The sequence below is a fragment of the Pelagerythrobacter marinus genome (assembly GCF_034375205.1).
GTDB lineage: Bacteria > Pseudomonadota > Alphaproteobacteria > Sphingomonadales > Sphingomonadaceae > Pelagerythrobacter > Pelagerythrobacter marinus.
The window spans coordinates 2,690,426-2,715,524 of record NZ_CP139719.1 but is presented as its reverse complement, the minus strand read 5'-3'; the positions used below and the strand labels follow the sequence as shown (position 1 = coordinate 2,715,524).

Below are 25,099 nucleotides of genomic sequence, written 5' to 3'. Positions count from 1 at the left end.
ACATCATGGAAGGTCGATCATGACGCCGGCAGATTTTCTCGTTCCCACATATGTGCAGATGCTGACGGCGCTGGCCGGCTGGCTCGACAAGGCGCAGGCGCAGGCGCCTGAACAAGCCGACGCGCTGCTTTCGGCGCGGCTGGTGCCGGACATGTTCCCGCTCTCGACTCAGGTCCGCTTCGCCTGCGTCCAGGCGCAGGAGGGCCTGTTTCGCCTGTGGGACGAGGCCTTTCCGCCTGCGCTGACCGAATTGCTCGACGAGGGGCGCAATGCCGGGGAGGCCCCGGGGACGATGGCGCAGGCGCGCACGCGGATCGAGGAAACGCTCTCGCTCGTCCGCTCGCTTTCCGGCGATCTGGACGGCGGCGCCCCCGATCGCGCCGTCGCGCACGAATTGCCCACGGGCATGATCTTCGACCTCACGCTCGACCAGTATGTCCGCGACTGGGCGATCGGCCAGTTCTATTTCCACGTCATGACCGCCTATGCCATCCTGCGCCATCGCGGGATCGAACTGGGCAAGGCCGATTACGTCGCGCACATGTTCGCGTACTTGCGGCCGGGAACGGCGCCGCAGGGCTGAAACGGCGGGGTCGAAGCAGGCGCGCTGCCCCTCATCCCAGCCAGCGGGCGTGCCATTCGACGTGTTCGGCCATGAAGGTCGAGATGAAATAGTACGAGTGGTCGTAGCCCGCCTGGAGGCGGATCGTGGCGTCGATGCCGGCGGCCTGGCAGGCTTCCGCCAGGCGGTGGGTGCGCAGCTGTTCGACCAGGAAATCGTCGGCCGTGCCCTGATCCACCAGCAGGTGCGGATGGCGCCCGCCCGCCTTGGCGAAGCGGTCCTCTATCAGTGCGACGGCGTCGTATTCGCGCCATGCGGCGCGGTCGCCGCCGAGGTAGCGGCCGAGCGCCTTCTCGCCCCACGGCACTTCGCCGGGCGCGACGATCGGGGCGAAGGCGCTGATGGAGCGGAAGCGGTCCGGGTTGCGCAGGCCGATGGTCAGCGCGCCGTGCCCGCCCATCGAATGGCCGGTGATCGACTGGCGCGCCATGTCGGCGGGGAAATGGGCCGCGACGAGTTCGGGCAGTTCGCGCTCGATATAGCTGCGCATCCGGTAGTTCTTCGCCCACGGGTCCTGCGTGGCATCGAGGTAGAACCCCGCGCCCTGGCCGAAATCGTACTCGTCCGCCGCGTCGGGCACGTCATCGCCGCGCGGGCTGGTGTCGGGGGCGACGAAGATCACCCCGTGCCGCGCGCAGGCCGCGCGATATTCGCCCTTCTCGGTCACGTTGGCATGGGTGCAGGTGAGGCCGGAGAGATACCATAGCACCGGCAGGCGCGCGCCCGGCGCATGGTCGGGCACGAAGACCGAGAACGTCATCGGCGTGCCGGTAACGGCCGAGGCATGGCGATAGACGCCCTGGGTGCCGCCATGGGCGCGATTGGTGCTGGTGGTCTCGATGGTCATGCGCGGCGCTCTATCGCCTTGGCGCCGACTTGTCGAAGGATCGCCGCGCAGTGCGCGGCCGCGGGCGGTCAGGCGGCGACGGGGACCGCGATCACGACCGGCGCGTGCCCCCAGTGGCGCAGGAGGCGCAGCACCCCGGCCCCGGCAAGGCCGATGGTGGCGGTGTTGCGCAAGGGGTGGACGTTGACCCGTTCCGCCCGCGCCAGCCCGGCATCGATCACCGGCGTCACCGTGCCGGGCGCGGCATCGATCATCGCCAGCGGGGTGACCGATCCGGGCGACACGCCGATCAGCCGCTCCATCTCCGCCGCCCGGGCGAAGCTGAGCCGGCGGCATCCGAGCGCGGCGGGCAGGGCCTTGAGGTCCACCCGCGCCGCCGCGGGCACGGTGACCAGCCAGAACGCGCCGCCCGCGTCCTTCAGGAACAGGTTCTTGCTGTGCGCGCCGGGAATGCCGGCGTCGAGCGCGCGGCTTTCGGCGACGGTGAAGGTCGCCGGGTGCTCGTGCGCCGCGAACGGGATCGCCAGCGCCCGCAGGTCCGCCAGCAATCCCGCCTCGCCGCGCCGCCCGCCGGCGGCGGTGTCGGTCAGGCCTGCGGCCTGTGGATCGCGCACAGCTTGTTGCCCGCCGGGTCGAGCACGTAGCTGAGATGGACGGTGCCCATCACCCCGCCATCGCGCGGGCCGGGCGGGTCCTCGACCGAGGTGCCGCCGGCGGTGACCCCGGCATCGTGGAACGCCTTCACCTGTTCGGGCGAATCGCACTTGAAGCCGATCGTGCCGCCGTTGGCGCCGGTCGCCGGCTGGTCGTTGATCGGCTCGGTCAGGCACAGCGTGCCGCCGTCGTGGACGTAGAACAGGCGCGTATGCCCGCTCGCCGAGACATTGCGGATCGGCTCCCCTTCGAAGCCGAGCGTGCCGAGCACCGCGTCGTAGAACGCGCGCGATTGCTCGATGTCGTTGGCACCGATCATGACGTGATTGAACATGGCGGATCTCTCCCGAAAAGTAGGTTTCGATTAGATACCTGTATCGGCCTGCCGCGCGAGGTCAATAGACGACGACGCTGCGGATGCTTTCACCCGAATGCATCAGGTCGAAGCCCTTGTTGATCTCCTCCAGCGACAGGACATGGGTGATCATCGGGTCGATCTCGATCTTGCCGTCCATGTACCAGTCGACGATCTTGGGCACGTCGGTGCGCCCCCTGGCCCCGCCGAAGGCCGTGCCGCGCCAGTTGCGCCCGGTCACGAGCTGGAACGGGCGCGTCGCGATTTCCTTGCCCGCTTCGGCCACGCCGATCACGATCGAGGTGCCCCAGCCGCGATGGCAGGCCTCGAGCGCGGTCCGCATGACCTCGGTATTGCCGGTGCAGTCGAACGTGTAATCGGCGCCGCCATCGGTCATCTCGACCACCTTGGCGACCACGTCCTCGCGGCTCATGCCCTTGGTGTTGAGGAAGTGGGTCATGCCGAACTTGCGGCCCCATTCCTCGCGGTCGGGGTTGATGTCGATGCCCACGATCATCCCCGCGCCGGCCAGCCGCGCGCCCTGGATCACGTTGAGCCCGATCCCGCCGAGCCCGAAGACCACGACATTGTCGCCGACCTGCACCTTGGCGGTGTTGGTCACCGCGCCGACGCCGGTGGTGACGCCGCAGCCGACGTAGCAGCTGGTCTGGAAGGGCGCGTCCTCGCGGATCCTGGCGACCGCGATTTCGGGCAGGACGGTGAAGTTCGAGAAGGTCGAGCAGCCCATGTAGTGGTAGATCGGCTCCCCCTTGTAGGAAAAGCGCGTCGTGCCGTCGGGCATCAGCCCCTGGCCCTGCGTCGCCCTGATCGCGGTGCAAAGGTTGGTCTTGCCCGAAAGGCACGACTTACACTGGCGGCATTCGGGGGTGTAGAGCGGAATCACGTGGTCGCCGGGCTTCACGCTGGTCACGCCCGTGCCCACCTCGCGCACGATCCCCGCGCCCTCGTGGCCCAGGACCGACGGAAAGATGCCTTCGCTGTCGTGCCCGTCGAGCGTGTAGGCGTCGGTGTGGCAGATGCCGGTGGCCATGATCTCGACCAGGACTTCGCCCGCCCTGGGCCCTTCGAGGTCGAGCTCGACGATCTCGAGCGGCTGCTTGGGGGCGAAGGCGACGGCGGCGCGGGTTTTCATCGGGGGATCTCCTGGAACGAAAGGGGGGGAGCGGCGGCAGCGGGGCCGGTCAGCTTTCGTGCACCGTCTTGGGCACCATGCAGGCCATCACGCCTTCGCGCCCGTCCTCGCTGCCATAGCCGGACCACTTGACCCCGCCGAACGGGGCATCGACCGCGGAAACGCCGCCGCCGTTGATCGCGAGCATCCCGGCCTCGACTTCGGCCGCGAGCCGCCGGCGGCGGGCCGGGTTGTCGGTCCAGGCATAGGCCGCGAGGCCATAGGGCAGGCGGTTCGCTTCCTCGATCATCGCCTCTTCGCCCGCCATCGGGTTGATCAGCGCGACCGGGCCGAACGGCTCTTCGTTCATGATCTCGGCATCGAGGGGGACTTCGCTCAGCACGGTCGGCTCGTGGAAATAGCCGCGGTTGCCGATCCGCGATCCGCCCGCGAGCAGCTTCGCGCCTTTCTCCTGCGCGTTGCCGAGCAGCTTCTCCATCGAATCGAGGCCGCGCGAATTGGCCAGCGGCCCCATCTGGGTGCCGTCTTCGAACCCGCTGCCGACGGCGACCTGCTTCGCCCGTTCGACGAAACCGTCGCGGAACTTCTCGAACACCGGTTCTTCCACCAGGAAGCGCGTCGGGCTCACGCAGACCTGCCCGGCGTTGCGGTACTTGGTCGGGACCATCGTATCGAGCGCGGCATCGATGTCGCTGTCGGCGAAGACCAGCACCGGGGCGTGGCCGCCCAGCTCCATCGTCGCCACCTTCAGGTCGTCGGCCGCCAGCCGGGCCAGGTGCTTGCCGACCGCGGTCGAGCCGGTGAAGGTGACCTTGCGGATCACCGGCGAGGCGAGGAGGTGGCGGCTGACCGTGTCGGGCACGCCGAACACGCATTGCACCGCGTCGCCCGGGACCCCGGCGTCGATCAGCGCCTGGACCATCGCGATCCCGCCGGCGGGCGTTTCCTCGCTCGGCTTGACGATCACCGAACAGCCCGCCGCCAGCGCGCCGCCGATCTTGCGCATGACGTTGATCGCGGGGAAGTTCCACGCCGCAAAACCGGCCACCGGGCCGACCGGGTGATACTGCACCTCGACCCGCTGGCCCGACGGGCGCACCAGCGTGCGGCCGTAGATGCGCTTGATCTCCTGCGCGTAGAATTCGAGCAGCATCGCGCAGTAGATCGTCTCGCCGATCGCTTCCTTCACCGGCTTGCCCTGTTCGCGCGTCATCGCGGGGCCGATCTCGCGCGCCCGTTCGCGGATCAGGCCGGCGGCCTTGGTCAGGATCGCCGCGCGCTTGTCGGCCGGGGTGTCGCGCCATTCGCGAAAGCCCCGGCGCGCGCCGTCCAGCGCGCGGTCGAGGTCGTCGGTGCCGGCATGGGGCAGGGTGCCGATCGTCTCGCCGGTCGCCGGGTCGATCACGTCCTCGCTCTCGCGACCGTCGCCCGAAAGCTGTTCCCCGCCGATCAGCAGGTGGAGGGAAGGGTAGTCGGCCATAAGCGCAGCTCCTGATGTTCGTCGCCGGGGGGCGTCCCCGGGTGCTCGCAACTCGCGCGGGGGATGGCGGCGCGCGGGGGCCGCGTCAACCGGGCCGCGTTGGCAAGCGTTCATCGCGCGCCCTATAGGGTGGGGCCATGACCGGCCCGATCCGCATCTTCGCCCCGCTCGCTGCTGCATGCGCGCTCCTGCTCCCGCTCGCAGCGTTCGCCCCCGCCCCGGTGCGCGCGCAGGACGCCGCCGGGCCTGCCGCGAGCGCTGTGCCGCTGGAGGCCGGGGAGCGGACCGCGCTGCGCTGTTCCGCCGCCTTCGCGCTGGTCGCGCAGGGGCAGGCGGCGGGCGAGCCGGCAATGGCGGCCTATCCCCCGATGGCCGCGCGCGGGCGCGAGTTCTTCGTGCGCAGCGCGGCGCAGATCATGGACCGCGCCGGGCTCGACCGCGCGGCGGTCGCGCAGCTCCTGCGGGGCGAGTACGAGGATCTCGCCCGGGGGGACATGCTCGACGCGGTCATGCCGCCCTGCCTGCTCCTGCTCGACGCCTCGGGGCTCTGACGGCACGGCTCGGCGCATCGTTCACCGCCCGGTCAGCCGCCCGGCGGCACGGCGGGGCGAACGAATCGGAGAGCCACGATGCGCATTCTTGCCCTGCCCGCCGCCCTGCTTGTCGCGCTGCCGGCCGCCGCGCAGGCCCAGCTGCCGCCCGAGCATCCGCCCGAGCATCCGCCCGAGCATCCGCCCGAGCATCCCGTCGCGCCGGCGGACGGCGCGGTCCACGCCGGCGAGCCGCCCCTGTCGCAGCAGCTGCGCGACCCGGCGATGCAGGAAAGCCTCGCCGCGACCGTCGCGGTGCTGGGCGAAGTCCTGCTCGACCTGCCGCTCGCCCCGATCGTCGAGCCGATGGCCGAGGCCGCGGGCCGCGATCCGGCCAGCGTCGATCCCGACCTCACGCTGCGCAAGATGCGCCCCGAAGCGGGCGAGATCCCGGCCCGCGCGGCGCAGGAACTGCCCCGCGCGCTCGACCGTGCGGCGGCGATGGCCGGCACGGTCGAGACGGTGCGCCCGATCCTGGCCGACATGGCCGGCCGGCTGATGGAAGCGCTGGAGGAAGCGCGCCGCGGCGGGCGCTAGGCCGGGTGGCGTCGGGCGGGCTGGCGTCGGGCAGGCTGGCGTCGGGCGGGCTGGCGCCGGGCAGGCTGGCGCGCACGGTCCGCGCCCTGCCGCGCGCCGGTAAGGGGCGGGCTGGACGGCTCCGCGCGCATCCGGCATGAGCGGGGATGCATATGTGGCGCCTCTACCAGTTCCCGCTCTGTCCCTTCAGTCGCAAGGTTCGCCTTCTCCTGAGCGAAAAGGGTGTCGGCTACGAGCTGTGGCGCGAGAACCCGTGGGACGCGAGCGACGAGTTCTGGGCGCTCAACCCCGCCGGGCGGACCCCGGTACTGCACGATCCCGACCGCCGGATCGCCCTGTCCGACAGCCGCGCGATCTGCGAGTATTTCGAAGAGACGGTGGACAAGGCGCCGATGATCAACGGCACCGCCGCCAACCGGGCGGAGATCCGCCGGCTCGTCGCGCTGTTCGACGAGAACTTCTTCGGCGACGTGACGATGCCGCTGCTGCACGAACGGATGAAGAAGCGGCTCGTCCTGCGCCAGCCGCCCGATTCGCGGATCCTGCGCGAGGCGATGAAGCTGGCCCACGGGCACCTCGATTACATCGACTGGCTGATCGACAACCGCACCTGGCTGGCGGGCGCGACGATGAGCCTTGCGGACCTCGCCGCGGCTGCCCAGATATCGGTTGCCGACTACCTCGGCGGGATCGACTGGACCGGGCACGAGCAGACGCGCGGGTGGTACTCGGTGTTCAAGAGCCGCCCCTCGTTCCGCCCGCTCCTGTCAGAGCGCATGGAAGTGATCCAGCCGCCGCGCCACTACGCGGAACTGGACGCCTGATCCCGCCGGGCCACGCCAGCGAGAGGAAGCCTGCACGATGCCCGACAAGATCCAGCTATCGGAAGCCGAGTGGCGCCAGCGGCTGACGCCCGAACAGTACCGCGTCCTGCGCGAAGACGGGACCGAGCGCGCCTTCACCGGCAAGTACGAGAAGAACGGCCAGGCCGGCGAATATCGCTGTGCCGCCTGCGGCCTGCCCCTGTTCGACAGCGCGGCGAAATACGACAGCGGTTCGGGCTGGCCGAGCTTCACCGCGCCCGCCAGCGGCGAGGCGGTGGAGGCGCACCGCGATACCAGCCACGGCATGGTCCGCACCGAGGTCGTCTGCGCCCGCTGCGACGGGCACCTGGGCCACGTCTTCCCCGACGGGCCGGGGCCGGACGGCCTGCGGTATTGCATCAATTCGGCGGCGCTCGACTTCGCGCCGGAGGAATGACCGCGCCTGCCGGAGGATTAATCGCGCCGGGCCGTTCACGCCGCGTTACAACTCCCCTATGCACCGGGCGGAAAGCGAAAGACCGGGCCGCGCGGCCCGCAAAGAGGTGAACGCAGACTGATGGCGAAGCGGGGCAGCCGGCGGAAAGGCGCCAGGTCCACCGGCCGGACCGGACCGACAGGCTGGAAACGCTGGTTGCGGCGCCTCTTCGTCTGGGGCGGCGCGCTGGCGCTGCTCGGCGCCCTGTTCCTGGGGCTGGCCGTGGCTTTCGCCGCGCGGTCGCTGCCGACTTATTCGGAGCTCAGGGCATCGCAGACCGCGCAGACGATCGTCGTGCGCGCGCGCGACGGGACCGAGATCGTCGAACTGGGGCCGAGTTACGGCAAGTGGCTCGACAGCGACGAGATCCCCCAGGTGATGAAGGACGCGATGATCTCGGTCGAGGATCGCCGCTATTACTCGCACCCGGGGATCGACCCTTATGGCCTGGCGCGCGCGTTCTGGGTCGCGATGACCGGCGACGGGCGCATTTCCGCGACCTCGACGATCACCCAGCAGCTGGCGCGCAACATCTTCCTCAATTCCAACCGCACGCTCGACCGCAAGCTGCGCGAGGCGGTCCTCGCGCTCGCGCTCGAATGGAAGTTCTCGAAGGAGCAGATCCTCGAGCTGTACCTGAACAAGGTCTATTTCGGCGGCGGCGCCTATGGCGTGGACAGCGCGAGCCGCAAGTTCTTCAGCCACCCGGCGACCGAGCTTTCGACGGCCGAGGCGGCGATCATCGCCGGGCTGGTCAAGGCGCCGAGCCGCTATTCCCCCACCGCCGACGTCGATGCCGCGGTCGGCCGGGCCAACGTGGTCCTGCGGCTGATGCGCGAACAGGGGCGGATCTCGGCGAGCGAGGCGAGCGTCGATCCTTCCGCCGTCAAGCTGAAGGAGGACCGGGGCCAGAACTCGGTCCGTTACTTCACCGACTGGGCCCTGCCGCAGCTCGACCTGCTGCTGCCCGAGACGTTCGAGCCGATCGAGGTCTGGACCACGATCGACGTCGGGATGCAGCGCGCGGCGACCGCGGCGATCAAGTCGAACACGCCGGGCGGGGCGCAGGGCGCGCTGGTCAGCCTCGACCGCGACGGGGCGATCCTCGCCATGGTCGGCGGCACAGATTACGTCACCACCAATTACAACCGCGCGACCGACGCCGTGCGCCAGCCGGGATCGGCGTGGAAGCTGTTCGTCTATCTCTCCGCGCTCGAAGCGGGCTATACGCCCGAAGACCGGGTGGTCGATGCCCCGGTGACGATCGACGGGTGGAGCCCGCGCAACTCGGGCGGCAATTTCGCCGGCGAGATCGACCTGCGGACCGCCTTCGCCTATTCGAAGAACACGGTCGCCGCGCAGCTCGGCAACGAAGTCGGCTTCGGCACCGTCGCCTCGATGGCGCGGCGGTTCGGGATCACGACCCCGATCTCGACTTACCCGGCGATGGTCCTCGGCAGTTCGGAAGTGCGCGTGATCGACATGACCCGCGCCTTCGCCGCGATCTCGGCCGGGGGCAACTCGGTCGAACCTTACGGGATCGTCAAGGTGACGACCGCCAGCGGGGAAACGCTCTACAGCCACGATCCGCCGCCCTCGACCCCGCTGGTGCCCGATTACGTGACCGCCGGGATCACCGATCTGCTGCAGACCACGGTCAACACCGGCACCGGCCGCGCGGCGCAGATCGGCCGCCCGGTGGCGGGCAAGACCGGCACGACCAATTCGAACAAGGACGGGTGGTTCCTGGGCTTTTCCAGCGGCATCACCACCGGCGTGTGGATGGGGCGCGACGATGCCCGGGCCGTGCCGGGCCTCCAGGGCGGGCGCGCGCCGGCGCAGGCGTTCGCCGCCTACATGCGCTACGCGGTCAGGGACCGGCCGGTGGAGCAGTTCGATACCGAGCTGCAGCTGCCCGAATGGCAGCTGGAGCCGGACGACGAGTATTACTACGGCGACCCGGACGACTACTACTACATCGACGAGCAGGGCAACCTGATCGAGCCGGGCCGCCGGCAGGAGCCGGGCGAATTCCCCTTCCCGATCGAGGGCGAGACCCCGCCCGCCGACCGATCGCGCCAGGAAGACGCGGGCGAGCCGGAACGCGAGACGCCGCCCGGCGGCGCGGGGCAGGCGGCGAGCGACGACTTCCTCGACCGTGCGACCGGGCGGGCCGAGCCGCAGGGCCGCGCCGCGCCCCAGCCTTCGCGCGCCACCCCGCGCCCGGCGCCGACCCCGCAGCCCCTTCGCCTGCCGCCCGCACCCACCGCCGACTAGGGCCCGGCCGCCGCCCGCGCCAGCCGCGGCCGGAACACGCCGCCCGCCGGCGCCGAGGGGGAAGAGAGGCCGAACGGGAAAGGGCCCCCTTCCCGCCGGGGAAGGAGGCCCTTGCCTGCGCCGGGCGCCATGTGCCGCGGGGCAGCCCGCGGCCGGGTCAGCGCATCCGGACGCCGACGTAGAACGGGCTTGGCGCCCCGACGCGCTGGATCCGCAGGAGCACCGTGTCGCGCCCGTTGCGCTGGGCTTCGGCCACGATCTGCTCGAGCTCTTCCGGGGAGGAGACCTCGTTGTAATTGGCGCTCAGGATGATGTCGCCGCGGGTCACCTTGCGCCCGGCATCGGCCCGGCGATCGACCGCGGCGATCACCACGCCGCGCGTATCCGCCGGCGCGCGGAGCTGGCGCGCGATCTGCGGGGTCAGCTCTATCACCTGGATGCCGAGCCGTTCGGCGACCGCGCCGGTCTGCGGCCCTTCGCTCATGTCCGGCTCTTCTTCCGGGTCGAAGGTCTGCTGTTCGCGGGCCAGCTCTTCCTCGCTCGGGTACTGGCCGACCGTCACCGTGACCGTGCGCCGCTCTCCGTTGCGATAGAGCGTGATCGGCAGGCGCGTGCCCGGCGCGGTGTTGGCGACGATGTAGGACACGCTGCGTTCGGGGGTCACGGGCCGCCCGTCGACCTCGAGGATGATGTCGCCCGCGCGGATGCCTGCACGCTCTGCCGGGTCGCCTTCGCGCACGCTCTGCACGAACTCGCCCACCCGCCGGTCGAGCCCGACCGAATCGGCGATATCGTCGTCCACGGGGCCGAGCGAGACGCCGAGGAAGCCGCGCTCCACCCGACGGCCTTCGCGCAGCTGCTCGACGATCGGGGCGGCAATGTCCGCCGGGATCGCGAAGCCGATGCCGACGCTGCCGCCGGTGGGGGAGATGATCGCGTTGTTGATGCCGATCACGTTGCCGCGCATGTCGAACAGCGGGCCGCCCGAATTGCCGCGGTTGATGCTGGCATCGGTCTGGATGTAGCGGTCGTAGGCGCCCACGACCTGCCGGCCGCCGGTCGGCGGCGTGCGATAGACGGCGGAGATGATCCCGCTGGTCACCGTGCCGCCCAGGCCGAAGGGATTGCCGATCGCGATCACCCAGTCGCCCACGCGGGCCTGGTCCGAATCGCCGAACTCGACGAACGGGAAGGGCTCGTCGCGGTCGATCTTGAGCACCGCGAGGTCCGACTGCTGGTCGGTGCCGACCAGTTCCGCCGGGTACTCGGTGCCGTCGGGCATGGTGACGGTGATTTCCTCCACCGTCGCGCTGCCGGGCGGGCTGACCACGTGGTTGTTGGTGACGACGAAACCGTCGGCCGAGATGATGAACCCCGAGCCGAGCGACTGCCCTTCGCGATATTGCGGCTGCTGGCCGCCGCGCCGGCCGAACAGCCCCTCGAACGGGGTGCCGGCGAAGGGGTTCATCGTCTGCACCTCCACCCGCTGCTTGGTCGAGATGTTGACCACGGCGGGCTGGAGCTGCGCGGTCAGGTCGGCGAAGCTTTCGGGCGCACCGGCACGCGGAACGGCGCCGGCAATGCGGCTCTCGTCGTTCTGGGCCACTTGCGCACCCGCGGGATAGCCGGTCGCGAGCGAGATCGCCGCGCCGCCGACAAGGAGTGCCGAAGTCAGGCCATAGGCGTATTTCACGGGCTTCACTTCCTTTGCTTCCTCTTCATGTCCAGTGCGTGTCCTTGCCCCTTGCTGAGAGGCGGCTTGCAGTCCCGGCGCGATTGATGGGCCGCGGTGCTGAATGCGGCTTGAATGCGCGGGGGACGGGTTACCTCCCGCCCTGGAACTGGCGCAGGTACTCGTTGTCCGGCGACAGGATCATCGAGCTGTCGCCGCTGCCCTGCTCGAACGTCCGGCGATAGCTCTCCATCGCGCGGTAGAAGTCGTAGAACTCCGGGTCCTTGCCATAGGCGGCGGCGTATGTCGCGGCGGCTTCCGCTTCCGCCTCGGCGCGGATGATCTGGGCGTTCTTGTCCCCCTGCGCACGGATCGTCGCAGCCTCTTCCTGCCGGTCGGTCTGCATCCGGGTGAAGGCGGCGTTGAGCGGCGTGCCGTCGGGCAGGTCGGCGCGCTTGATCCTGACGTCGATCACCTGCGCGCCGTAATTGCGCGCCTCGCGGTCGAGCGCGTCGCGGATATTGGCCATCGCGCTGCCGCGCTCCGCCGTCAGCAGGGCGGCGAACGGCCGGCGGCCCAGTTCCTGCCGCAGCACGGAGGTGAGGATCGGCGAGAGCTGCGTGCGCAGGATCTCTTCCGAACCGGCGTTCTCGACCATCAGCACGGGGTTGATGATGCGGAACCGCGCATAGGCATCGACCTGCAGCCGCTGCTGGTCGCTGGACAGGACCTGCTGGCGATCCATGTCGAGATCGAGCACGCGCTTGTCGATCATCTGCACCCGTTCGTAGCCGGGGATGCGGAAGACGATCCCGGCCCCGGTTTCGCCATAGGCGGCGTCGGGCTTGAACTGGTTGGCCACGCGGTCGGGCCGACCGCCCTGGATGATCACCGCCTGGTGGGTTTCGGGGACGATGACCATCGAGGCGAGCAGGGCCAGGAAGGCCACGCCCACCGCGATCACGGCGCCCTTGTGATTGTTCCAGATGCGGGTCATGTCACTGGCCCTCCGGGGCGCTTGCCGGCGGCGGCGCGGGAACCGGCGCCTGGGCCCGGCGGCGAACCTCGGGCAGGGGCAGGTAAGGCGTCACGCCATCGGATTCGATGATCGTCTTGTCGGTCTTGGCCAGCACGCTTTCCATGGTCTCGTAATAGAGCCGCCGGCGCGTGACCTCGGGCGCCAGGCGATATTCCTCGTAGATCTTGTCGAACGCCGCGGCGTCGCCCTGCGCCCGCGCCAGCATCCGCTGGGCATAGGCGCGCGCGCTGTTGACCGCGGTTTCGGCATCCTGCTGCGCGGCCGAAACGTCTTTGAACGCCTCGACCACCTCGGTCGGCGGGTCGGTCTTCTCGATCTCGATACCCTGCACCGCCACGCCGGCGCGATAGGCGTCGAGGATCGACTGCATGCGGGTGCGCACGCGTTCCTCGATCTCCGCACGGCCCTCGCCCGACAGGACCGAGTCCAGCTCCTGCTCCGCGACGGAGGCGCGCATCGCCGCCTCGGCCACTTCGCGGATCGTTTCCTCCGGGTCGGCGAGCTGGAACTTGAACTGCTTCAGGTCCTTGATGTTCCAGCGGATCAGGTACGACAGGTCGACCAGGTTCTGGTCGCCGGTGAGGATCAGCTTCTCCTCGTTCGTGCCCGGGATGCTTTCCGAACGGATCTGGCTGACGTTCTCGATCTCGACCACCTGGAGCGGCCAGGGAAGGGTGAAGTTCAGGCCCGGGGAGAGCGTCTGCGAATACTTGCCGCCGAGCCAGGTGACGATGCCCTGTTCGCGCGGGGCGACCTGGTGGACGCTGGTGACGAACAGCCACAGCGCCGCGATCGCCGCGATCGCGAGCGGGAACCAGTTGCGCCCCCCCGGCCCTTCGGGCAGGCGGAAGCGCGGGCCGCCCCCGCCGCGCCGCGGCCCTTCCGGCCCGCGGTGCTTGAAGATGTCCTCTATGCTCGCCGAACGGCGCGGTTCCTCGCCCCCCGGCAGCCAGGGATTGCGCGGGCCGCGCGCGGGGTCGCCCCCCGGCGCGGGGTCGCCGTCGGGCGCATCGCCCCCGTCGCCGCCCGATCCCCCGGTGGGTTTCCCGCCAGTCGGTTTCCCGCCCCAGGGGCTCTTGCCAGCCATGACCAGCGCAATACGTGTCCTGAATCCGCCCAAGATGTCCATGCCCACCTTTATAGGTGGCAATATCGGGAAAAACAGGGGCAGCGGGCGGGTTTTGCGCGGCCGATGCTTCCGCCGCCGCCAATCATCCTCTAGGGACCCGGACGATGACCGAAGAGGAGCTGAAAGCCCGCCTGCCCGCGCCGATCGCCGCCCGGGTGCAGTCGCTCAAGCTGGCGGGCGGCCGGGTCACCGCGATTCTCGATGCCGCCGGGCTCGACCCCGCCGCGCGCGAAAGCCTGGAAGGGGCGACGCGCGACACGCTGGGCCAGGCCGAGGGGGTGGACGAAGTCCGCGTGGCGACGATCGCGAGCCGGCCCGAACGGCGGATCGTCGCGATCGGATCGGGCAAGGGCGGGGTCGGCAAGTCCACGCTGACCGCCAACCTCGCGGTCGCGCTGGCGCGCGAAGGGCACAAGGTCGGGGTGGTCGATGCGGATATCTACGGCCCGTCGCAGCCCAGGTTGCTCGACAACGAGGGCGAACGGCCGGTGGCCGAAAACGACAAGCTGGTCCCGGTCGAAAGCCGCTGGGGCGTGCCGGTGCTGTCGATCGGCCACCTGGTCGAACCGGGCCGCGCGATCGCCTGGCGCGGGCCGATGGCCGGGCGCGCGCTGGGCCAGCTGATCGATGCCAACTGGGGCGATACCGAGCTGCTCCTGGTCGATCTTCCCCCCGGCACCGGCGACGTCCAGATCACGATGCTCCAGCGTTTCCGCCCGGCGGGCGCGGTGATCGTCTCGACCCCGCAGGACCTGGCCCTGATCGACGCGACCCGCGCGATGCAGATGTTCGAAGTCGGGCAGATCCCGGTGCTCGGCCTGGTCGAGAACATGGCCGGATACCTGTGCCCGCACTGCGGCGAGGCGAGCGATCCCTTCGGCAGCGGCGGGGCCGAGGCCCAGGCGCTGTCGCGCGAAATCCCCTTCCTCGGCCGGATTCCCCTGGCCCCCGCGATCCGCGAGGCGAGCGACGCCGGCACCCCGCCCGCGGCGGGCGAGGGCGGTCAGGGCGAAGCCTTCCGCGAGATCGCCCGGCGCCTGGCGGCGCGGCTGGAAGAGGGGGCGGCCTGAGCGTGGCGATCAGCCGCCGCGGGGTGCTGGTCGGCGCCGCGGTCGGCGGCGGGCTGGTCGCGGCATGGGCGCTGCGGCCGCGCACTTTCGCCGATCCGCTGGCCCCCGGGCGCAACGAACATGCCTTCGGCGCCTGGCTGAAGATCGCGCGCGACGGGGTCGTTACCGTCGCCGTGCCGCAACTGGAAATGGGGCAGGGGGTCACGACCCTCCTGCCGCAAGTCGTCGCGCAGGAACTGGGCGCGGACTGGCGCCAGGTCGCGGTCGAGCCGGCGCCGGTCAGCGGGGCCTATGCCAATGTCCCGCTCGCCGCGCGCTGGGCGCCGCTGTGGATGCCCTTCCTGCCCGGACTCGCCGACCGGGCCGACGGCCTCTTCGCGCGCCGGTTCGCCGAATCGACCCGCTTCACCGCCACGGCCGACGGGACCACGCTGGCCGCGTTCGAGATGCCCTGCCGCGAGGCGGCGGCCAGCGCCCGCGCGGCGCTGTGCATGGCAGCCGCCGCGCGCTGGGGCGTGGCGTGGGAGGAATGCGAGGCGGCGGCCGGCTTCGTGATCCACGACGACAAGCGGGCCAGCTTCGCCGCGCTCGCGGACGAAGCGGCCACGATGGCCCCGCCCGATCCCCCGCCGTTGAGGGCGCAGCCGCCGGCCGAGGCGCCGATCCCGGGGGAGGCCGATGCCGCGACCTCGCACCCCCGGCTGGACCTGCCGGCCAAGGTGGACGGCACGTTCCTGTTCGCGGCCGACGTGCGCCTGCCGGGAATGGTCTATGCCGCGATCAAGCACGGCCCCGCAGGCGGGGCGGAGCTGACCGGTTTCGACCCGCGCGCCGCCCGCGCGATCGATGGGGTGGTCCAGGTGGTGGAGGGCAAGCGCTGGCTGGCGGCGGTGGCGACCAACTGGTGGGCCGCCGATCGCGCGCTGGCCGCGATGAAGCCGCGGTTCCGCGTCGCCGCGCCGCTCGAAAGCGCGCGGATCGGGGAACGGCTGGACGATGCCGTGCGGCGCGGGGCCGGCACGATGGTCGCCGTGCGCGGCGAGGCGTTCGACTGGGGCGCCGGGCCCGGCGAGGGGCCGGACCTGGCGCTGCGTTACGACGTCGCGCCGGGGGGGCATGCCACGCCCGAGACAGCCAGCGTCACCGCGCGCTTCGCCGACGGGCGGCTGGAACTGTGGATGGCCAGCCAGGCGCCCGAGCGCGCCCGCCAGGCCGCGGCCGAGGCACTGGACATCGCGGCGTCGAGGGTGATCCTCTACCCGATGGCCGCGGGCGGCAGCTTCGACCGCCGGCTGGAGCATGACCACGCGATCGAAGCCGCGCTGATCGCGCGCGAGGTGGGGCAGGCGCGCGGGCAGCCGGTGCAACTGGTCTGGTCGCGATGGGAAGAACAGCTCGCCGGGCGGCCCCGCGCGCCGGTGGCCGCGATCGTATCCGCGCGCATGGTGCCCGGGGGGGAGGGGCGTCTGGCCGCGCTCAAGGCCCGCGTCGCGGTCCAGCCGGCCGCGCGCGAATTCGGCCGCCGCCTGTTCGACAACCGGACCGCGGCCGCCGCCCTGGCCAACAGCGCGGGCGAAGCCGACGCGCTGGCGGTGGAAGGCGCGATGCCGCCATACGACATCGCGCAGGTCGCGGTCGAACACGTGCCGGCCGATACCAGGATGCCGGCCGGCCGCCTGCGCGGCAATGCCCATGGCTATACCGCCTTCTTCGTCGAGAGTTTCATCGACGAGGTGGCGCAGCGCCACGGGCGCGAGCCGCTGTCGTTCCGGATGGAGATGCTGGGCGACGATCCGCGGCTGGCCGAGTGCCTGCAGCGGGTCGCGCGGCTGGCCGAATGGGACGGGGGCCAGGCGCAGAGCGGCAAGGGCCTGGCCTGCCACGCGATGCACGATCCCGCGCGCGACGGGGCGGCGGGCGGCGGGCGGATCGCCTGCATCGCCACGGCCCGGCAGGAAGAAGGCGGCGTGCGCGTCTCGCGCCTGGCCGTCTGCGTCGATATCGGGCGGATCGTCAATCTCGACCTCGCGCGCCAGCAGGTGGAAGGCGGGCTGGTCTTCGGCATGGCGCAGGCGCTGGGGGCCGCGATCTCCTATGCGCGCGGCCTGCCCGACCAGCGGCGGCTGGCGGACATGAACCTGCCGGCCCTGGCCGACGTGCCCGAGATCGCGGTCGATTTCGTGGACAGCGCCGCGCCCCCCTTCGACCCCGGCGAGCTGGGCGTGGCCGTGGCCGCGCCGGCGATCGCCAATGCGCTCCATTCGGCGACCGGGCTTCGCCTGCGGCGTCTTCCCCTGCTATCGGAGGGCCTGTGACCTGGAAGAATCAGCAATTGCCCGGCGACCACGCGCCGGTGAAGAGCGGCGGCATCGGCGTGCTGGTGGTCAACCTCGGCACGCCCGACGCGCCCGATACCGCCTCGGTCCGGCGTTACCTGGCCGAGTTCCTGTCGGACCCGCGGGTGGTCGAGCTGCCGCGCCTCCTGTGGCAGCCGATCCTGCGCGGGGCGATCCTGACCACGCGGCCGAAGGAAAGCGCCCATGCCTACCGCCAGGTCTGGACCGAGGACGGTTCGCCGCTGGCGGCGATCACGCGCGAGCAGGCGCAGGGCCTGCAGCAGCGCCTGGGCGATAGGGTGCAGGTGCGCTGGGCCATGCGTTACGGCCGCCCGGCGATCGGCGACGAGCTGGCGGCGCTGATGGACGCGGGGTGCGAGCGGATCCTGCTCGCCCCGCTCTACCCGCAATATAGCGCGGCGACGACGGCCACGGTTGTGGACAAGGCTGCGGACAAGCTGCGGACAATGCGTTGGCAACCGAGCCTGCGGACCCTGCCCCCTTATCACGACGATCCGCATTACATCGATGCGCTCGCGCGCGATCTCGGCGCGCAGCTCGACGCGCGCGACTTCGTGCCCGAAGTCCTGCTTCTCAGCTTCCACGGAATGCCGGAGCGGACGCTGCGCCTGGGCGATCCCTACCATTGCCATTGCCGCAAGACGGCCCGCCTCGTGGGCGAGGCGCTGGGGCGCGCCGACCTGCGGATCGAAACGACGTTCCAGAGCCGTTTCGGCCGCGCGAAATGGCTGGAGCCGGCGACCGACGCGGTGCTGGAGGAAGAGGCGCGGCGCGGGACCCGGCGGCTGGCGGTGGCGGCGCCGGGGTTCTCCGCCGATTGCCTGGAAACGCTGGAGGAGCTGGCGATCCGCGGGCGCGAGCAGTTTCTCGAGGCGGGGGGAGAGCGTTTCGCCGCGCTCGCCTGCCTCAACGCGCGCGAACCGGGGATGGCCATGCTGGAGGCGATCGTGCGGCGCGAACTTGCGGGGTGGATTTAGCCGGGCGAACTACTTACACTGCGGTAAGTAGGGAGACTCGACAATGGCTACGCTTGCACCCGACGCGCCTGCACGGGACGGCGCATCGCCCGCCGAAGGGACGGCGCCCCGCCTGCGCCACTGGCGCGAAGGCGTGCTGAGCGAAGCGGACATCGCGCATATCCCCGGCGAAGGCGGCCTGCCCGTGATCGGCAATACCCTGCGGATGCTGGCCGATCCCCATGCCTTCACCCGCCGCATGGTCGACACCTACGGCCCGGTCTATCGCAACAAGGCCTTCGGCGGGTGGAACGTCGCGCTGGTCGGGGCCGACGCGAACGAGCTGGTCCTGTTCGATCGCGACAAGCTGTTTTCCAGCGAACAGGGCTGGGGCCCGATCCTCGATCGCCTGTTCCCGCGCGGGCTGATGCTGATGGATTTCGACCATCACCGGGCCGATCGCCGGGCGCTGTCGATCGCTTTCAAGCCGGGGCCGATGCGGCATTACGCGGGCAGCCTCAACCGCGGCATCGCCCAGGCGGTGAAGCACTGGGGCGGCAAGCCGATGCGGTTCTACCCCGCGATCAAGGCGCTGACGCTCGACCTCGCGGCGGACAGCTTCATCGGCATCCCCTGGGGGCCGGAAGCCGACCGGATCAACGCGGCATTCGTGGACATGGTCCAGGCCTCGGTCGCGCCCGTGCGGCGGCCCCTGCCGTTCACCCTGATGCGGCGGGGCGTGAAAGGGCGGGCGTTCCTGGTCGATTATTTCACCCGCGAGACGCTGCGCCGCCGGGCCGAGGGCGGCGGGCAGGACATGTTCAGCCAGTTCGCCACCGCCACGCGCGAGGACGAGAGCCTCCTGCCGGTGGACGAAGTGGTCGATCACATGAACTTCCTGATGATGGCCGCGCACGACACGATCACGTCCTCCGCGACGACGCTGGTCCAGCTCCTGGCGCGACACCCCGACTGGCAGGAGCGCCTGCGCGCCGAGATCGTCGCGATCACCGGCGGCGGGGGCGACATCGACTATGCCGACCTGGGGAAGCTGGAACTGACCGAAATGGCATTCAAGGAAGCGCTGCGGATGATCCCGCCGGTCCCGTCCACCCCGCGCCGCGCGCTCCGGGCCTTCGAATTCGGCGGCTACCGCATTCCGGCCGGCACCCCGGTGGGGATCAACGCGCAATACGTCCACCACATGGAGGAACACTGGCCCGATCCCCAGCGGTTCGATCCGCTGCGCTTCACGCCCGACCAGGTGAAGGCGCGGCACAAATATGCCTGGGTCCCCTTCGGCGGCGGCGCGCACATGTGCCTGGGGCTGCACTTCGCCTACATGCAGGTGAAGATCCTGATGGCGCAGGTGCTCACGCGGTATCGGATCGAGATCGAGCCCGGCTATGCGCCCGAGTGGCAGGCCTGGCCGATCCCGCGCCCGAAAGACGGGCTGAAGGTGACCTTCCGCCCGCTGTGAACAGGGCAGCTTCCGCCGGCGCCGCCCGGCCGGGAAGCGGCCGATCAGAAATCGATCGCGATCCCGTCCTTCACCCAGTCGCCGTAGCGGGTGGGGCTGAGCGTCTCGCGCTCCTGCGCCGCCCGGGGTGCCGGTGCCGGCTCGTTGGTCCAGTGGGCCGGCCGGGTGAACGGGGCGGGCCGTTTCGTCGCGCGCTTGGTCATGGCGCGAAGATGCGCCCACTGGCGCGCGGTTTCAAGCGCAGCTAGGGCGCGGGACATGGCCCAACCCCCCGGCATCCACGCGCGCCGCGCCGCGCTCCGCCTGCTCGACGCCGTCCTGCGCCGGGGCGAGACGCTCGACCAGGCCTTCCCCGGCGCCACCGCCGACGTGCGCCGTCCGCCGGACAAGGCGCTGGCGCGGGCGATCGCCAGCGAGGCGCTGCGCTGGCAGGTCGATTGCGATGCGCTGATCGACGGGGCGACCCGCCAGGTCCTGCCCGCCGATGCCAAGGCGCGCGCGGTGCTGCGCCTGATGCTGGCCCAGTGGCTGCGCCTCGGCACCCCGCCCCACGCGGTGATCGCGACCGGGCTGCCGCTCCTTTCCGGCGGGCCGCGGCGGCTGGCGCACGGGGTGTTCTCCACCCTCGTGCGCGCGGGCGCGGCGCTGCCCGATGCGCCCGGCCTGCCGCCGGCCGTGGCCGCGCGCTGGGGCGCGCGCGCCGGGGCCATCGCGCAGGGCCTGGCCGAGCCGCCCCCGCTCGACCTCAGCCTGCGCGATCCGGCCGCGACGGCGCGCTGGCAGGTGGAACTGGGCGGAGAGAGCCTGATGCCCGGCCACGTGCGGCTGCCGCGCGGCACGGCGGTGGAGGACCTGCCCGGTTTTGCCGACGGCGCCTGGTGGGTCCAGGACCTTGCCGCCTCGCTCCCCGCGCGCCTGCTCGGCCCCGGCGAGGGACGCCACGCTCTGGACCTGTGCGCCGCGCCGGGCGGAAAGACGCTCCAACTCGCTGCCGCGGGCTGGCAGGTCACCGCGCTCGACATATCGAAACGGCGGCTGGAACTGCTGCGCGCCAACCTGAAACGGACCGGGCTGGCGGCGGGCGTGGTGCGGGCGGATGCCCTGGCGTGGGAGCCGAAGCACCGGTTCGACGCGATCCTGCTCGATGCGCCCTGCACCGCGACCGGCACGGCGCGGCGACACCCCGACGTGCTGCATCGCGTGACCGACCGGCAGATCGCGGAAATGGCGGAATTGCAGGCGAAGCTGATCGAGCGCGCGGCCGCCTGGCTCAAGCCCGGTGGCACGCTGGTCTATGCGAGCTGTTCGCTGGAGCGCGCGGAGGGGGAGGAGCGCGCCGCGGCGGTCGCGCTGCCCCCCGTGCCGGTCGAGGCAGCCGAACTGCCCGGCCCGCTGGCGCCCGACGCCGACGGGCACGTGCGGACCGACCCCGGCATGATGGCCGGGGCCGGGGGGCTGGACGGGTTCTTCATCGCGCGCTGGCGCAAGCCCGCGGGCGAATAGGGGAGCGGCCTCAGGCCGTCATCTTCGGCGGTTCGACGGCGATCGCGCCGGGTGGCGGCACGCCTTCGGCCGGGTCGTCGGCCGACGCGGCGTCCTCGGGATCGAGGCTCGCGACTTCGACCGTCTCGCGCGGCGGTTCCGCGCGGTTGGCGACGATCCAGATGTTCGCGCCATCGGGATCGATCCGCTCGAGCCGGCAGATGAACCTGTCGCCTTCGAACAGCTGCGCCCAGCGTCCGCGCGCTTCCTTGCCCGCGATGCTGAGCGCGCCGGTCGCGTTGCGCGCTTCGAACTCGATCCGCTTGGCCACGCCGTGGCGATCGTCTTCGTAGACAAGCTTGTAGGTATGCATCGATCCCTCCTTGGGGGAATTCAGGGAGGGGATCAGTGGCTCTTCTTGCCGCCCTTGCGGGAGCTTTCGTTGCTGTCTTCCTTGCCGCGGCCGGAGCCGGACTTGTTGCCGCCGCCCGATTCCTTGTTCACCGTGGCCCAGGCGCGGCGTTCGGCCTCGTCTTCCGAGACGCCCCGTTCCTCGTAGCTTTCCTCGATATGCTCGGCCTTGCGCTTCTGCTTGTCGGTATAGCTGCTCTTGTCGCCTTTCGACATCGCGATCCTCCTTGGTTGGCCCCGTCCAAGCAAAGACCCGCGTTCACGGGAATGTCAGCGCGCGGCGCGGAAAATCGTTCCGTTTCCGGAGGCTGCAGACCGGGCAATATTTGATGCCTGTCGCTCGCCGCCGAAATGGAGTATGAAGGTGCCATCGCAGGCACATCGCACGGCCAGCCTGCGGCTGAGAGACGTCCCACCGCGCTCCCGCCACCGGCTCATGGAGCGCCCGATGTCGATTTTCACGATAGTGCTGTTTTGCCTGTTCGTCCTCTTGCTTGCCTGCGTGATCGCGGAATGGCTGGCAGTCGGGTGGACCCCGCTGCGCAGCCTGCGGTCGCGGCTACGCATTCGCCCGCGCCGGCCATTCCGCCGGCGCAAGATGGACTAGACCGGCCGCCGGCCGCGCCTCAGTCGCGGACCTTGGCGGCGAAGCTCTTGCGCAGCTTCATCAGCTTGGGCGGGATCACCGCGAGGCAATAGGGGTTTCGCTGCCCTTCGCCTTCCCAGTATTCCTGGTGGTAATCCTCGGCCGGGTACCATTCGGCCGGGCCCTCGATCGTCGTCACCGCTTCCTTGCCCGGGTGACCGGCGTTCCAGCGCGCGATCGCGGCCTCGGCCTCGGCCCGCTGGCCGTCTTCGAGCGGGAAGATCGCGCTGCGATACTGCGTGCCGACGTCGTTGCCCTGGCGGTTGAGCTGCGTCGGATCGTGGGTGCCGAGGAAGACGTCGTAGATCTCCGCCAGCGAGATCGCCGCCGGGTCGTAAGTGACGCGCACCGCCTCGGCATGGCCGGTCTCCCCGCTGCAGACCTGCTTGTAGGTCGGATCGGCGACCGTGCCGCCGATATATCCGCTTTCCACTTTCTCCACGCCGATCACGTCGCGGAAAACCGCCTCGGTGCACCAGAAACACCCGCCGGCGACGATTGCCTGCTCGCTGCTTGCCATGTTCGTACCTGCTCCTTTGCCGGGCGAGATAGGGAGCGCGTGGCCGCTTGTCATCGGCGGCGACGGGCCTAGAGTGGCGCAGACCGTCTCTCGGGGGAGATTTTCCGATGCGTTTCCTGCTTGCCGCCGCCGTTCCTTTCGCCGCCGTCTCGCTGGCTGCCATGGCCGCGCCCGCCCAGGCGCAGGAACACGGGGGCGCCGAGGGCGCCGACCACCGCGCCGCGATCGAGGCCGCGCTCGCCCATCCCGGGCGGGCGGACGATCGCGCGCGCGACGCGCACCGCCACCCGGCCGAAACGATCGCGTTCTTCCGCATCGCCCCCGACATGAAAGTGGGCGAATATGCCCCCGGCGGCGGCTGGTACTCGCGCGTCCTCGGGCATTACCTGGGGCAGGAGGGCGAGCTGGTCGGCCTCTACTTCACGCCCGACGCCGGGCCCTTCGATGCCGAGCGGCAGGCGGGCATCCGCCAGGGCGCGGCCGGGTTCGCGGGCAAGGTCGCCGAATGGACCGGACGGCCCGAAGCGAACTTCGCCGGCATGACGCTCGACGCGGCGACCGACGCGGATCGCGGCACGTTCGACCGCGTGCTGGTTGTGCGGATGCTGCACAACCTGATGCGCTGGAACAGCGCCGACAGCGAACTGAAGGCCATGCGCGACCTGCTCAAGCCCGGCGGAATGCTCGGCATTGTCCAGCACCGCGCCAAGGCCGACGCCCCGGCGGACTATGCCGACGGCAGCAAGGGATACCTGCGGCAGGAAGACGTCGTCGGCTTCGTCGAGGCGCTCGGCTTCGAGCTCGTCGCGGCGAGCGAGGTCAACGCCAACCCCGCCGATAGCGCCGATCACGCGCGCGGAGTGTGGGAAATGCCCCCGACGCTGGCGACAGAGCGCGCCGAGCTGGAAGGGCTGGGCGAAAGCGACCGGATGACCTTGCTGTTCCGCAAGCGCTGAACGTCGCCGGGCGTGGACTCGGCCCCGGCGCCCCGGTAACGGGCGGGGCATGAGCGAAATCGTCGTATCCGCGCTGCAGCTGGATCTCTCGTCGCACGACGAGCGGACCAATATCGATGCCGTGGCCGCCCTGGTGGAACAGGCCGCGGGCGAGGGCGCGCAAGTGATCCTTCCGCCGGAGCTGTTTTCCGGCCCCTATTTCTGCAAGGTCGAGGAAGAGGAACTGTTCGCCGCGGCCCGCCCGACGCGCGAGCATCCTTCGGTCATCGCGATGCAGGCCCTGGCGGGAAAGCTCAACGTGGCCATCCCGACCAGCTTCTTCGAGCGCGACGGGCACCATTACTACAATACGCTCGCCATGATCGGCCCGGACGGCGACATCATGGGGACATACCGCAAGAGCCACATTCCCGACGGGCCGGGGTACGAGGAAAAGTACTATTTCCGCCCGGGGAACGACGGGTTCAAGGTGTGGGACCTGTTCGGCACCCGCATCGGCGTCGGCGTGTGCTGGGACCAGTGGTATCCCGAAAGCGCGCGGGTCATGGCGCTGATGGGGGCGGAACTGCTGTTCTACCCGACCGCGATCGGTTCCGAGCCTTACGACGCCGATCTCGACACCAGCCGCATGTGGCGCCGCGCCATGCTCGGCCACGCGGTGTCGAACTGCATGCCGGTGGTGGCGGCCAACCGGATCGGGAACGAGGACGGTCAGGCCTTCTACGGGCACAGCTTCATCACCGACGAATGGGGCGACATGCTGCAGGAATTCGGCGCCGCGGAAAGCGGGGCCCTGGTCGCGCGGATCGACCTGGCGCGCGCGGCCCGGCATCGCGCGGGGATGGGGTTCTTCCGCGATCGCCGCCCGCAGCTCTACGGTCGCATCTGCGAGGACGTGTGACCGATCGTCCGGCGCGACATCGCTATATCGTCGCGCTTGGCTCCAACGTCCGCCACAGCGTCCATGGCCCGCCGCGCGCGGTGCTCGCGGCCGCGCTCGACCGGCTCGCCCGGCGCTTCCGCCTGCTCGCCGCCTCGCCGGTGATCGTCAGCGCGCCACTGGGGCCCTCGCGCCGGCGCTATGCCAACGGGGCGGCGCTGGTCGCGGCCGACATTCCGCCCCCGGCCATGCTGGCGGCGCTGCAGGACATGGAGCGCGCCTTCGGCCGCCGCCGCCGGGGGCAGCGCTGGGGCGCGCGGGTGCTCGATCTCGATCTCGTGCTGTGGAGCGGGGGGGCGTTCACGGCCCCCGGGCTGGTCGTTCCGCACCGCGCGTTCCGCGGCCGCCCTTTCGTGACCGGACCCGCAGCCGCTGTCGCCCCGGCCTGGCGCGACCCGGTTACCGGACTGACGCTGCGCCAGCTGGATGCGCGCTTGACCCGGCCGCGCCCCCTGCCTAGTTGACGCGCCTCGGCACGACGTGTCCGTGGGCCCTTAGCTCAGTCGGTAGAGCAACTGACTTTTAATCAGTAGGTCGCTGGTTCGAACCCAGCAGGGCTCACCACCCCTTCCTTCGCAAAAGCATCGCGGATTTGCCCGGCGGCCGGCGTCCCGGTTGGCGCGGATT

Annotated in this window: 26 protein-coding genes, 1 tRNA gene and 1 pseudogene; 16 read left to right on the top strand and 12 right to left on the bottom strand. The window is 70.8% G+C overall.

The window, feature by feature from the left end; all coding sequences use genetic code 11:
• Nucleotides 1–19: 19 nt before the first annotated feature.
• Complete coding sequence (locus T8T98_RS13300; protein ID WP_251104829.1) at nt 20–583, top strand: DUF1993 domain-containing protein; 564 nt, start codon at nt 20–22, stop codon at nt 581–583.
• Between the two features lie 31 nt (nt 584–614).
• On the opposite strand, the gene fghA is transcribed toward T8T98_RS13300, so the two are convergent.
• From fghA to T8T98_RS13275, 5 genes are all read right to left on the bottom strand, one after another.
• Nucleotides 615–1,469, bottom strand: a complete 855-nt coding sequence (gene fghA, locus T8T98_RS13295) for an S-formylglutathione hydrolase (protein ID WP_251104830.1) — start codon at nt 1,467–1,469, stop codon at nt 615–617.
• A 68-nt stretch (nt 1,470–1,537) separates the two neighbouring features.
• The gene (locus T8T98_RS13290) at nt 1,538–2,083 is read right to left on the bottom strand and encodes a prolyl-tRNA synthetase associated domain-containing protein (protein WP_322295696.1); all 546 of its coding nucleotides are present in this window, start codon (nt 2,081–2,083) and stop codon (nt 1,538–1,540) included.
• Nucleotides 2,056–2,457, bottom strand: a complete 402-nt coding sequence (locus T8T98_RS13285) for a VOC family protein (RefSeq protein ID WP_322295695.1) — start codon at nt 2,455–2,457, stop codon at nt 2,056–2,058. Before T8T98_RS13285 ends, T8T98_RS13290 begins: the two co-directional genes overlap by 28 nt.
• A gap of 61 nt (nt 2,458–2,518) precedes the next feature.
• Complete coding sequence (locus T8T98_RS13280; RefSeq protein ID WP_251104832.1) at nt 2,519–3,631, bottom strand: S-(hydroxymethyl)glutathione dehydrogenase/class III alcohol dehydrogenase; 1,113 nt, start codon at nt 3,629–3,631, stop codon at nt 2,519–2,521.
• Between the two features lie 49 nt (nt 3,632–3,680).
• A complete protein-coding gene (locus T8T98_RS13275) occupies nt 3,681–5,111 on the bottom strand; it encodes an NAD-dependent succinate-semialdehyde dehydrogenase (RefSeq protein WP_251104833.1) in 1,431 nt (476 codons plus the stop codon).
• 137 nt (nt 5,112–5,248) lie between these two features.
• Here T8T98_RS13275 and T8T98_RS13270 point away from each other — a divergent pair, with 137 nt between their 5' ends.
• The 5 genes from T8T98_RS13270 to T8T98_RS13250 all read left to right on the top strand — a co-directional run bounded on the left by T8T98_RS13270 (nt 5,249) and on the right by T8T98_RS13250 (nt 9,814).
• Nucleotides 5,249–5,662: a hypothetical protein gene (locus T8T98_RS13270; protein ID WP_251104834.1), complete on the top strand. Its 414-nt coding sequence runs from the start codon at nt 5,249–5,251 to the stop codon at nt 5,660–5,662.
• A 78-nt stretch (nt 5,663–5,740) separates the two neighbouring features.
• On the top strand, nt 5,741–6,238 hold the full coding sequence (locus T8T98_RS13265) for a hypothetical protein (protein WP_322295694.1): 498 nt from the start codon (nt 5,741–5,743) through the stop codon (nt 6,236–6,238).
• 152 nt (nt 6,239–6,390) lie between these two features.
• Nucleotides 6,391–7,062, top strand: coding sequence for a glutathione S-transferase family protein (locus T8T98_RS13260; protein ID WP_160734208.1), 672 nt, complete (start codon nt 6,391–6,393; stop codon nt 7,060–7,062).
• 37 nt (nt 7,063–7,099) lie between these two features.
• Nucleotides 7,100–7,498 (top strand): peptide-methionine (R)-S-oxide reductase MsrB, encoded by a 399-nt coding sequence (gene msrB / locus T8T98_RS13255; protein WP_251104836.1) that lies wholly within the window; start codon nt 7,100–7,102, stop codon nt 7,496–7,498.
• A gap of 120 nt (nt 7,499–7,618) precedes the next feature.
• Entirely contained in the window at nt 7,619–9,814 is a 2,196-nt protein-coding gene (locus T8T98_RS13250) for a transglycosylase domain-containing protein (protein WP_160734043.1), read from the top strand.
• Between the two features lie 157 nt (nt 9,815–9,971).
• On the opposite strand, the gene T8T98_RS13245 is transcribed toward T8T98_RS13250, so the two are convergent.
• From T8T98_RS13245 to hflK, 3 genes are all read right to left on the bottom strand, one after another.
• Nucleotides 9,972–11,507, bottom strand: coding sequence for a Do family serine endopeptidase (locus T8T98_RS13245; protein WP_251104837.1), 1,536 nt, complete (start codon nt 11,505–11,507; stop codon nt 9,972–9,974).
• 130 nt (nt 11,508–11,637) lie between these two features.
• The gene (hflC, locus tag T8T98_RS13240; protein WP_160734041.1) at nt 11,638–12,483 is read right to left on the bottom strand and encodes a protease modulator HflC; all 846 of its coding nucleotides are present in this window, start codon (nt 12,481–12,483) and stop codon (nt 11,638–11,640) included.
• A gap of 1 nt (nt 12,484) precedes the next feature.
• Nucleotides 12,485–13,612, bottom strand: a complete 1,128-nt coding sequence (gene hflK / locus T8T98_RS13235; protein ID WP_251104838.1) for a protease modulator HflK — start codon at nt 13,610–13,612, stop codon at nt 12,485–12,487.
• A gap of 146 nt (nt 13,613–13,758) precedes the next feature.
• On the opposite strand from hflK, the gene T8T98_RS13230 reads away from it, so the two are divergent.
• From T8T98_RS13230 to T8T98_RS13215, 4 genes are read left to right on the top strand one after another with little or no spacing between them, the layout of a single operon-like run.
• Nucleotides 13,759–14,724, top strand: coding sequence for an Mrp/NBP35 family ATP-binding protein (locus T8T98_RS13230; RefSeq protein ID WP_251104839.1), 966 nt, complete (start codon nt 13,759–13,761; stop codon nt 14,722–14,724).
• Nucleotides 14,725–14,726: 2 nt separating this feature from the next.
• On the top strand, nt 14,727–17,039 hold the full coding sequence (locus tag T8T98_RS13225; RefSeq protein WP_251104840.1) for a molybdopterin cofactor-binding domain-containing protein: 2,313 nt from the start codon (nt 14,727–14,729) through the stop codon (nt 17,037–17,039).
• On the top strand, nt 17,036–18,058 hold the full coding sequence (gene hemH / locus T8T98_RS13220; RefSeq protein WP_251104841.1) for a ferrochelatase: 1,023 nt from the start codon (nt 17,036–17,038) through the stop codon (nt 18,056–18,058). Before T8T98_RS13225 ends, hemH begins: the two co-directional genes overlap by 4 nt.
• 43 nt (nt 18,059–18,101) lie before the next feature.
• Complete coding sequence (locus T8T98_RS13215; protein WP_251104842.1) at nt 18,102–19,517, top strand: cytochrome P450; 1,416 nt, start codon at nt 18,102–18,104, stop codon at nt 19,515–19,517.
• 44 nt (nt 19,518–19,561) lie between these two features.
• On the opposite strand, the gene T8T98_RS13210 is transcribed toward T8T98_RS13215, so the two are convergent.
• Nucleotides 19,562–19,720: a DUF1674 domain-containing protein gene (locus tag T8T98_RS13210; RefSeq protein WP_160734035.1), complete on the bottom strand. Its 159-nt coding sequence runs from the start codon at nt 19,718–19,720 to the stop codon at nt 19,562–19,564.
• 55 nt (nt 19,721–19,775) lie between these two features.
• On the opposite strand from T8T98_RS13210, the gene T8T98_RS13205 reads away from it, so the two are divergent.
• A complete protein-coding gene (locus tag T8T98_RS13205) occupies nt 19,776–21,020 on the top strand; it encodes an RsmB/NOP family class I SAM-dependent RNA methyltransferase (RefSeq protein ID WP_251104843.1) in 1,245 nt (414 codons plus the stop codon).
• A 10-nt stretch (nt 21,021–21,030) separates the two neighbouring features.
• Here the strand turns inward: T8T98_RS13205 and T8T98_RS13200 are convergent, their stop codons facing one another.
• The gene (locus T8T98_RS13200; RefSeq protein WP_251104844.1) at nt 21,031–21,372 is read right to left on the bottom strand and encodes a hypothetical protein; all 342 of its coding nucleotides are present in this window, start codon (nt 21,370–21,372) and stop codon (nt 21,031–21,033) included.
• 41 nt (nt 21,373–21,413) lie between these two features.
• Nucleotides 21,414–21,626, bottom strand: a pseudogene (locus tag T8T98_RS13195) (plasmid stabilization protein); the annotation flags it as partial.
• A gap of 232 nt (nt 21,627–21,858) precedes the next feature.
• Between T8T98_RS13195 and T8T98_RS13190 the strand changes: the two are divergent.
• Nucleotides 21,859–22,017 (top strand): hypothetical protein, encoded by a 159-nt coding sequence (locus tag T8T98_RS13190; RefSeq protein WP_160734032.1) that lies wholly within the window; start codon nt 21,859–21,861, stop codon nt 22,015–22,017.
• Nucleotides 22,018–22,036: 19 nt separating this feature from the next.
• On the opposite strand, the gene msrA is transcribed toward T8T98_RS13190, so the two are convergent.
• Nucleotides 22,037–22,576 carry a peptide-methionine (S)-S-oxide reductase MsrA gene (msrA, locus tag T8T98_RS13185; RefSeq protein WP_251104845.1) on the bottom strand — a complete coding sequence of 180 codons (540 nt, stop codon included), beginning with the start codon at nt 22,574–22,576 and terminating at the stop codon, nt 22,037–22,039.
• A gap of 107 nt (nt 22,577–22,683) precedes the next feature.
• On the opposite strand from msrA, the gene T8T98_RS13180 reads away from it, so the two are divergent.
• The 4 genes from T8T98_RS13180 (at nt 22,684) to T8T98_RS13165 (ending at nt 25,036) form a co-directional block, all read left to right on the top strand.
• Nucleotides 22,684–23,532, top strand: coding sequence for a class I SAM-dependent methyltransferase (locus tag T8T98_RS13180; RefSeq protein ID WP_251104846.1), 849 nt, complete (start codon nt 22,684–22,686; stop codon nt 23,530–23,532).
• 49 nt (nt 23,533–23,581) lie between these two features.
• Nucleotides 23,582–24,433: an N-carbamoylputrescine amidase gene (gene aguB, locus T8T98_RS13175; protein WP_160734029.1), complete on the top strand. Its 852-nt coding sequence runs from the start codon at nt 23,582–23,584 to the stop codon at nt 24,431–24,433.
• Entirely contained in the window at nt 24,430–24,936 is a 507-nt protein-coding gene (gene folK, locus T8T98_RS13170; RefSeq protein WP_251104847.1) for a 2-amino-4-hydroxy-6-hydroxymethyldihydropteridine diphosphokinase, read from the top strand. The genes aguB and folK overlap by 4 nt, the downstream gene beginning before the upstream one ends.
• Before the next feature lie 24 nt (nt 24,937–24,960).
• Nucleotides 24,961–25,036, top strand: a tRNA-Lys gene (locus tag T8T98_RS13165).
• Nucleotides 25,037–25,099: the final 63 nt, after the last annotated feature.

Excerpts from the sequence above, each read along its gene's own strand:
- T8T98_RS13300 (WP_251104829.1), top strand. The coding sequence starts at position 20 with ATGACGCCGGCAGATTTTCTCGTTCCCACATATGTGCAGATGCTGACG.
- fghA (WP_251104830.1), bottom strand. The coding sequence starts at position 1,469 with ATGACCATCGAGACCACCAGCACCAATCGCGCCCATGGCGGCACCCAG.
- T8T98_RS13285 (WP_322295695.1), bottom strand. The coding sequence starts at position 2,457 with ATGTTCAATCACGTCATGATCGGTGCCAACGACATCGAGCAATCGCGC.
- T8T98_RS13280 (WP_251104832.1), bottom strand. The coding sequence starts at position 3,631 with ATGAAAACCCGCGCCGCCGTCGCCTTCGCCCCCAAGCAGCCGCTCGAG.
- T8T98_RS13275 (WP_251104833.1), bottom strand. The coding sequence starts at position 5,111 with ATGGCCGACTACCCTTCCCTCCACCTGCTGATCGGCGGGGAACAGCTT.
- T8T98_RS13270 (WP_251104834.1), top strand. The coding sequence starts at position 5,249 with ATGACCGGCCCGATCCGCATCTTCGCCCCGCTCGCTGCTGCATGCGCG.
- T8T98_RS13265 (WP_322295694.1), top strand. The coding sequence starts at position 5,741 with ATGCGCATTCTTGCCCTGCCCGCCGCCCTGCTTGTCGCGCTGCCGGCC.
- T8T98_RS13260 (WP_160734208.1), top strand. The coding sequence starts at position 6,391 with ATGTGGCGCCTCTACCAGTTCCCGCTCTGTCCCTTCAGTCGCAAGGTT.
- msrB (WP_251104836.1), top strand. The coding sequence starts at position 7,100 with ATGCCCGACAAGATCCAGCTATCGGAAGCCGAGTGGCGCCAGCGGCTG.
- T8T98_RS13250 (WP_160734043.1), top strand. The coding sequence starts at position 7,619 with ATGGCGAAGCGGGGCAGCCGGCGGAAAGGCGCCAGGTCCACCGGCCGG.
- hflC (WP_160734041.1), bottom strand. The coding sequence starts at position 12,483 with ATGACCCGCATCTGGAACAATCACAAGGGCGCCGTGATCGCGGTGGGC.
- hflK (WP_251104838.1), bottom strand. The coding sequence starts at position 13,612 with ATGGCTGGCAAGAGCCCCTGGGGCGGGAAACCGACTGGCGGGAAACCC.
- T8T98_RS13230 (WP_251104839.1), top strand. The coding sequence starts at position 13,759 with ATGACCGAAGAGGAGCTGAAAGCCCGCCTGCCCGCGCCGATCGCCGCC.
- T8T98_RS13215 (WP_251104842.1), top strand. The coding sequence starts at position 18,102 with ATGGCTACGCTTGCACCCGACGCGCCTGCACGGGACGGCGCATCGCCC.
- T8T98_RS13210 (WP_160734035.1), bottom strand. The coding sequence starts at position 19,720 with ATGACCAAGCGCGCGACGAAACGGCCCGCCCCGTTCACCCGGCCGGCC.
- T8T98_RS13205 (WP_251104843.1), top strand. The coding sequence starts at position 19,776 with ATGGCCCAACCCCCCGGCATCCACGCGCGCCGCGCCGCGCTCCGCCTG.
- T8T98_RS13200 (WP_251104844.1), bottom strand. The coding sequence starts at position 21,372 with ATGCATACCTACAAGCTTGTCTACGAAGACGATCGCCACGGCGTGGCC.
- T8T98_RS13190 (WP_160734032.1), top strand. The coding sequence starts at position 21,859 with ATGTCGATTTTCACGATAGTGCTGTTTTGCCTGTTCGTCCTCTTGCTT.
- msrA (WP_251104845.1), bottom strand. The coding sequence starts at position 22,576 with ATGGCAAGCAGCGAGCAGGCAATCGTCGCCGGCGGGTGTTTCTGGTGC.
- T8T98_RS13180 (WP_251104846.1), top strand. The coding sequence starts at position 22,684 with ATGCGTTTCCTGCTTGCCGCCGCCGTTCCTTTCGCCGCCGTCTCGCTG.
- aguB (WP_160734029.1), top strand. The coding sequence starts at position 23,582 with ATGAGCGAAATCGTCGTATCCGCGCTGCAGCTGGATCTCTCGTCGCAC.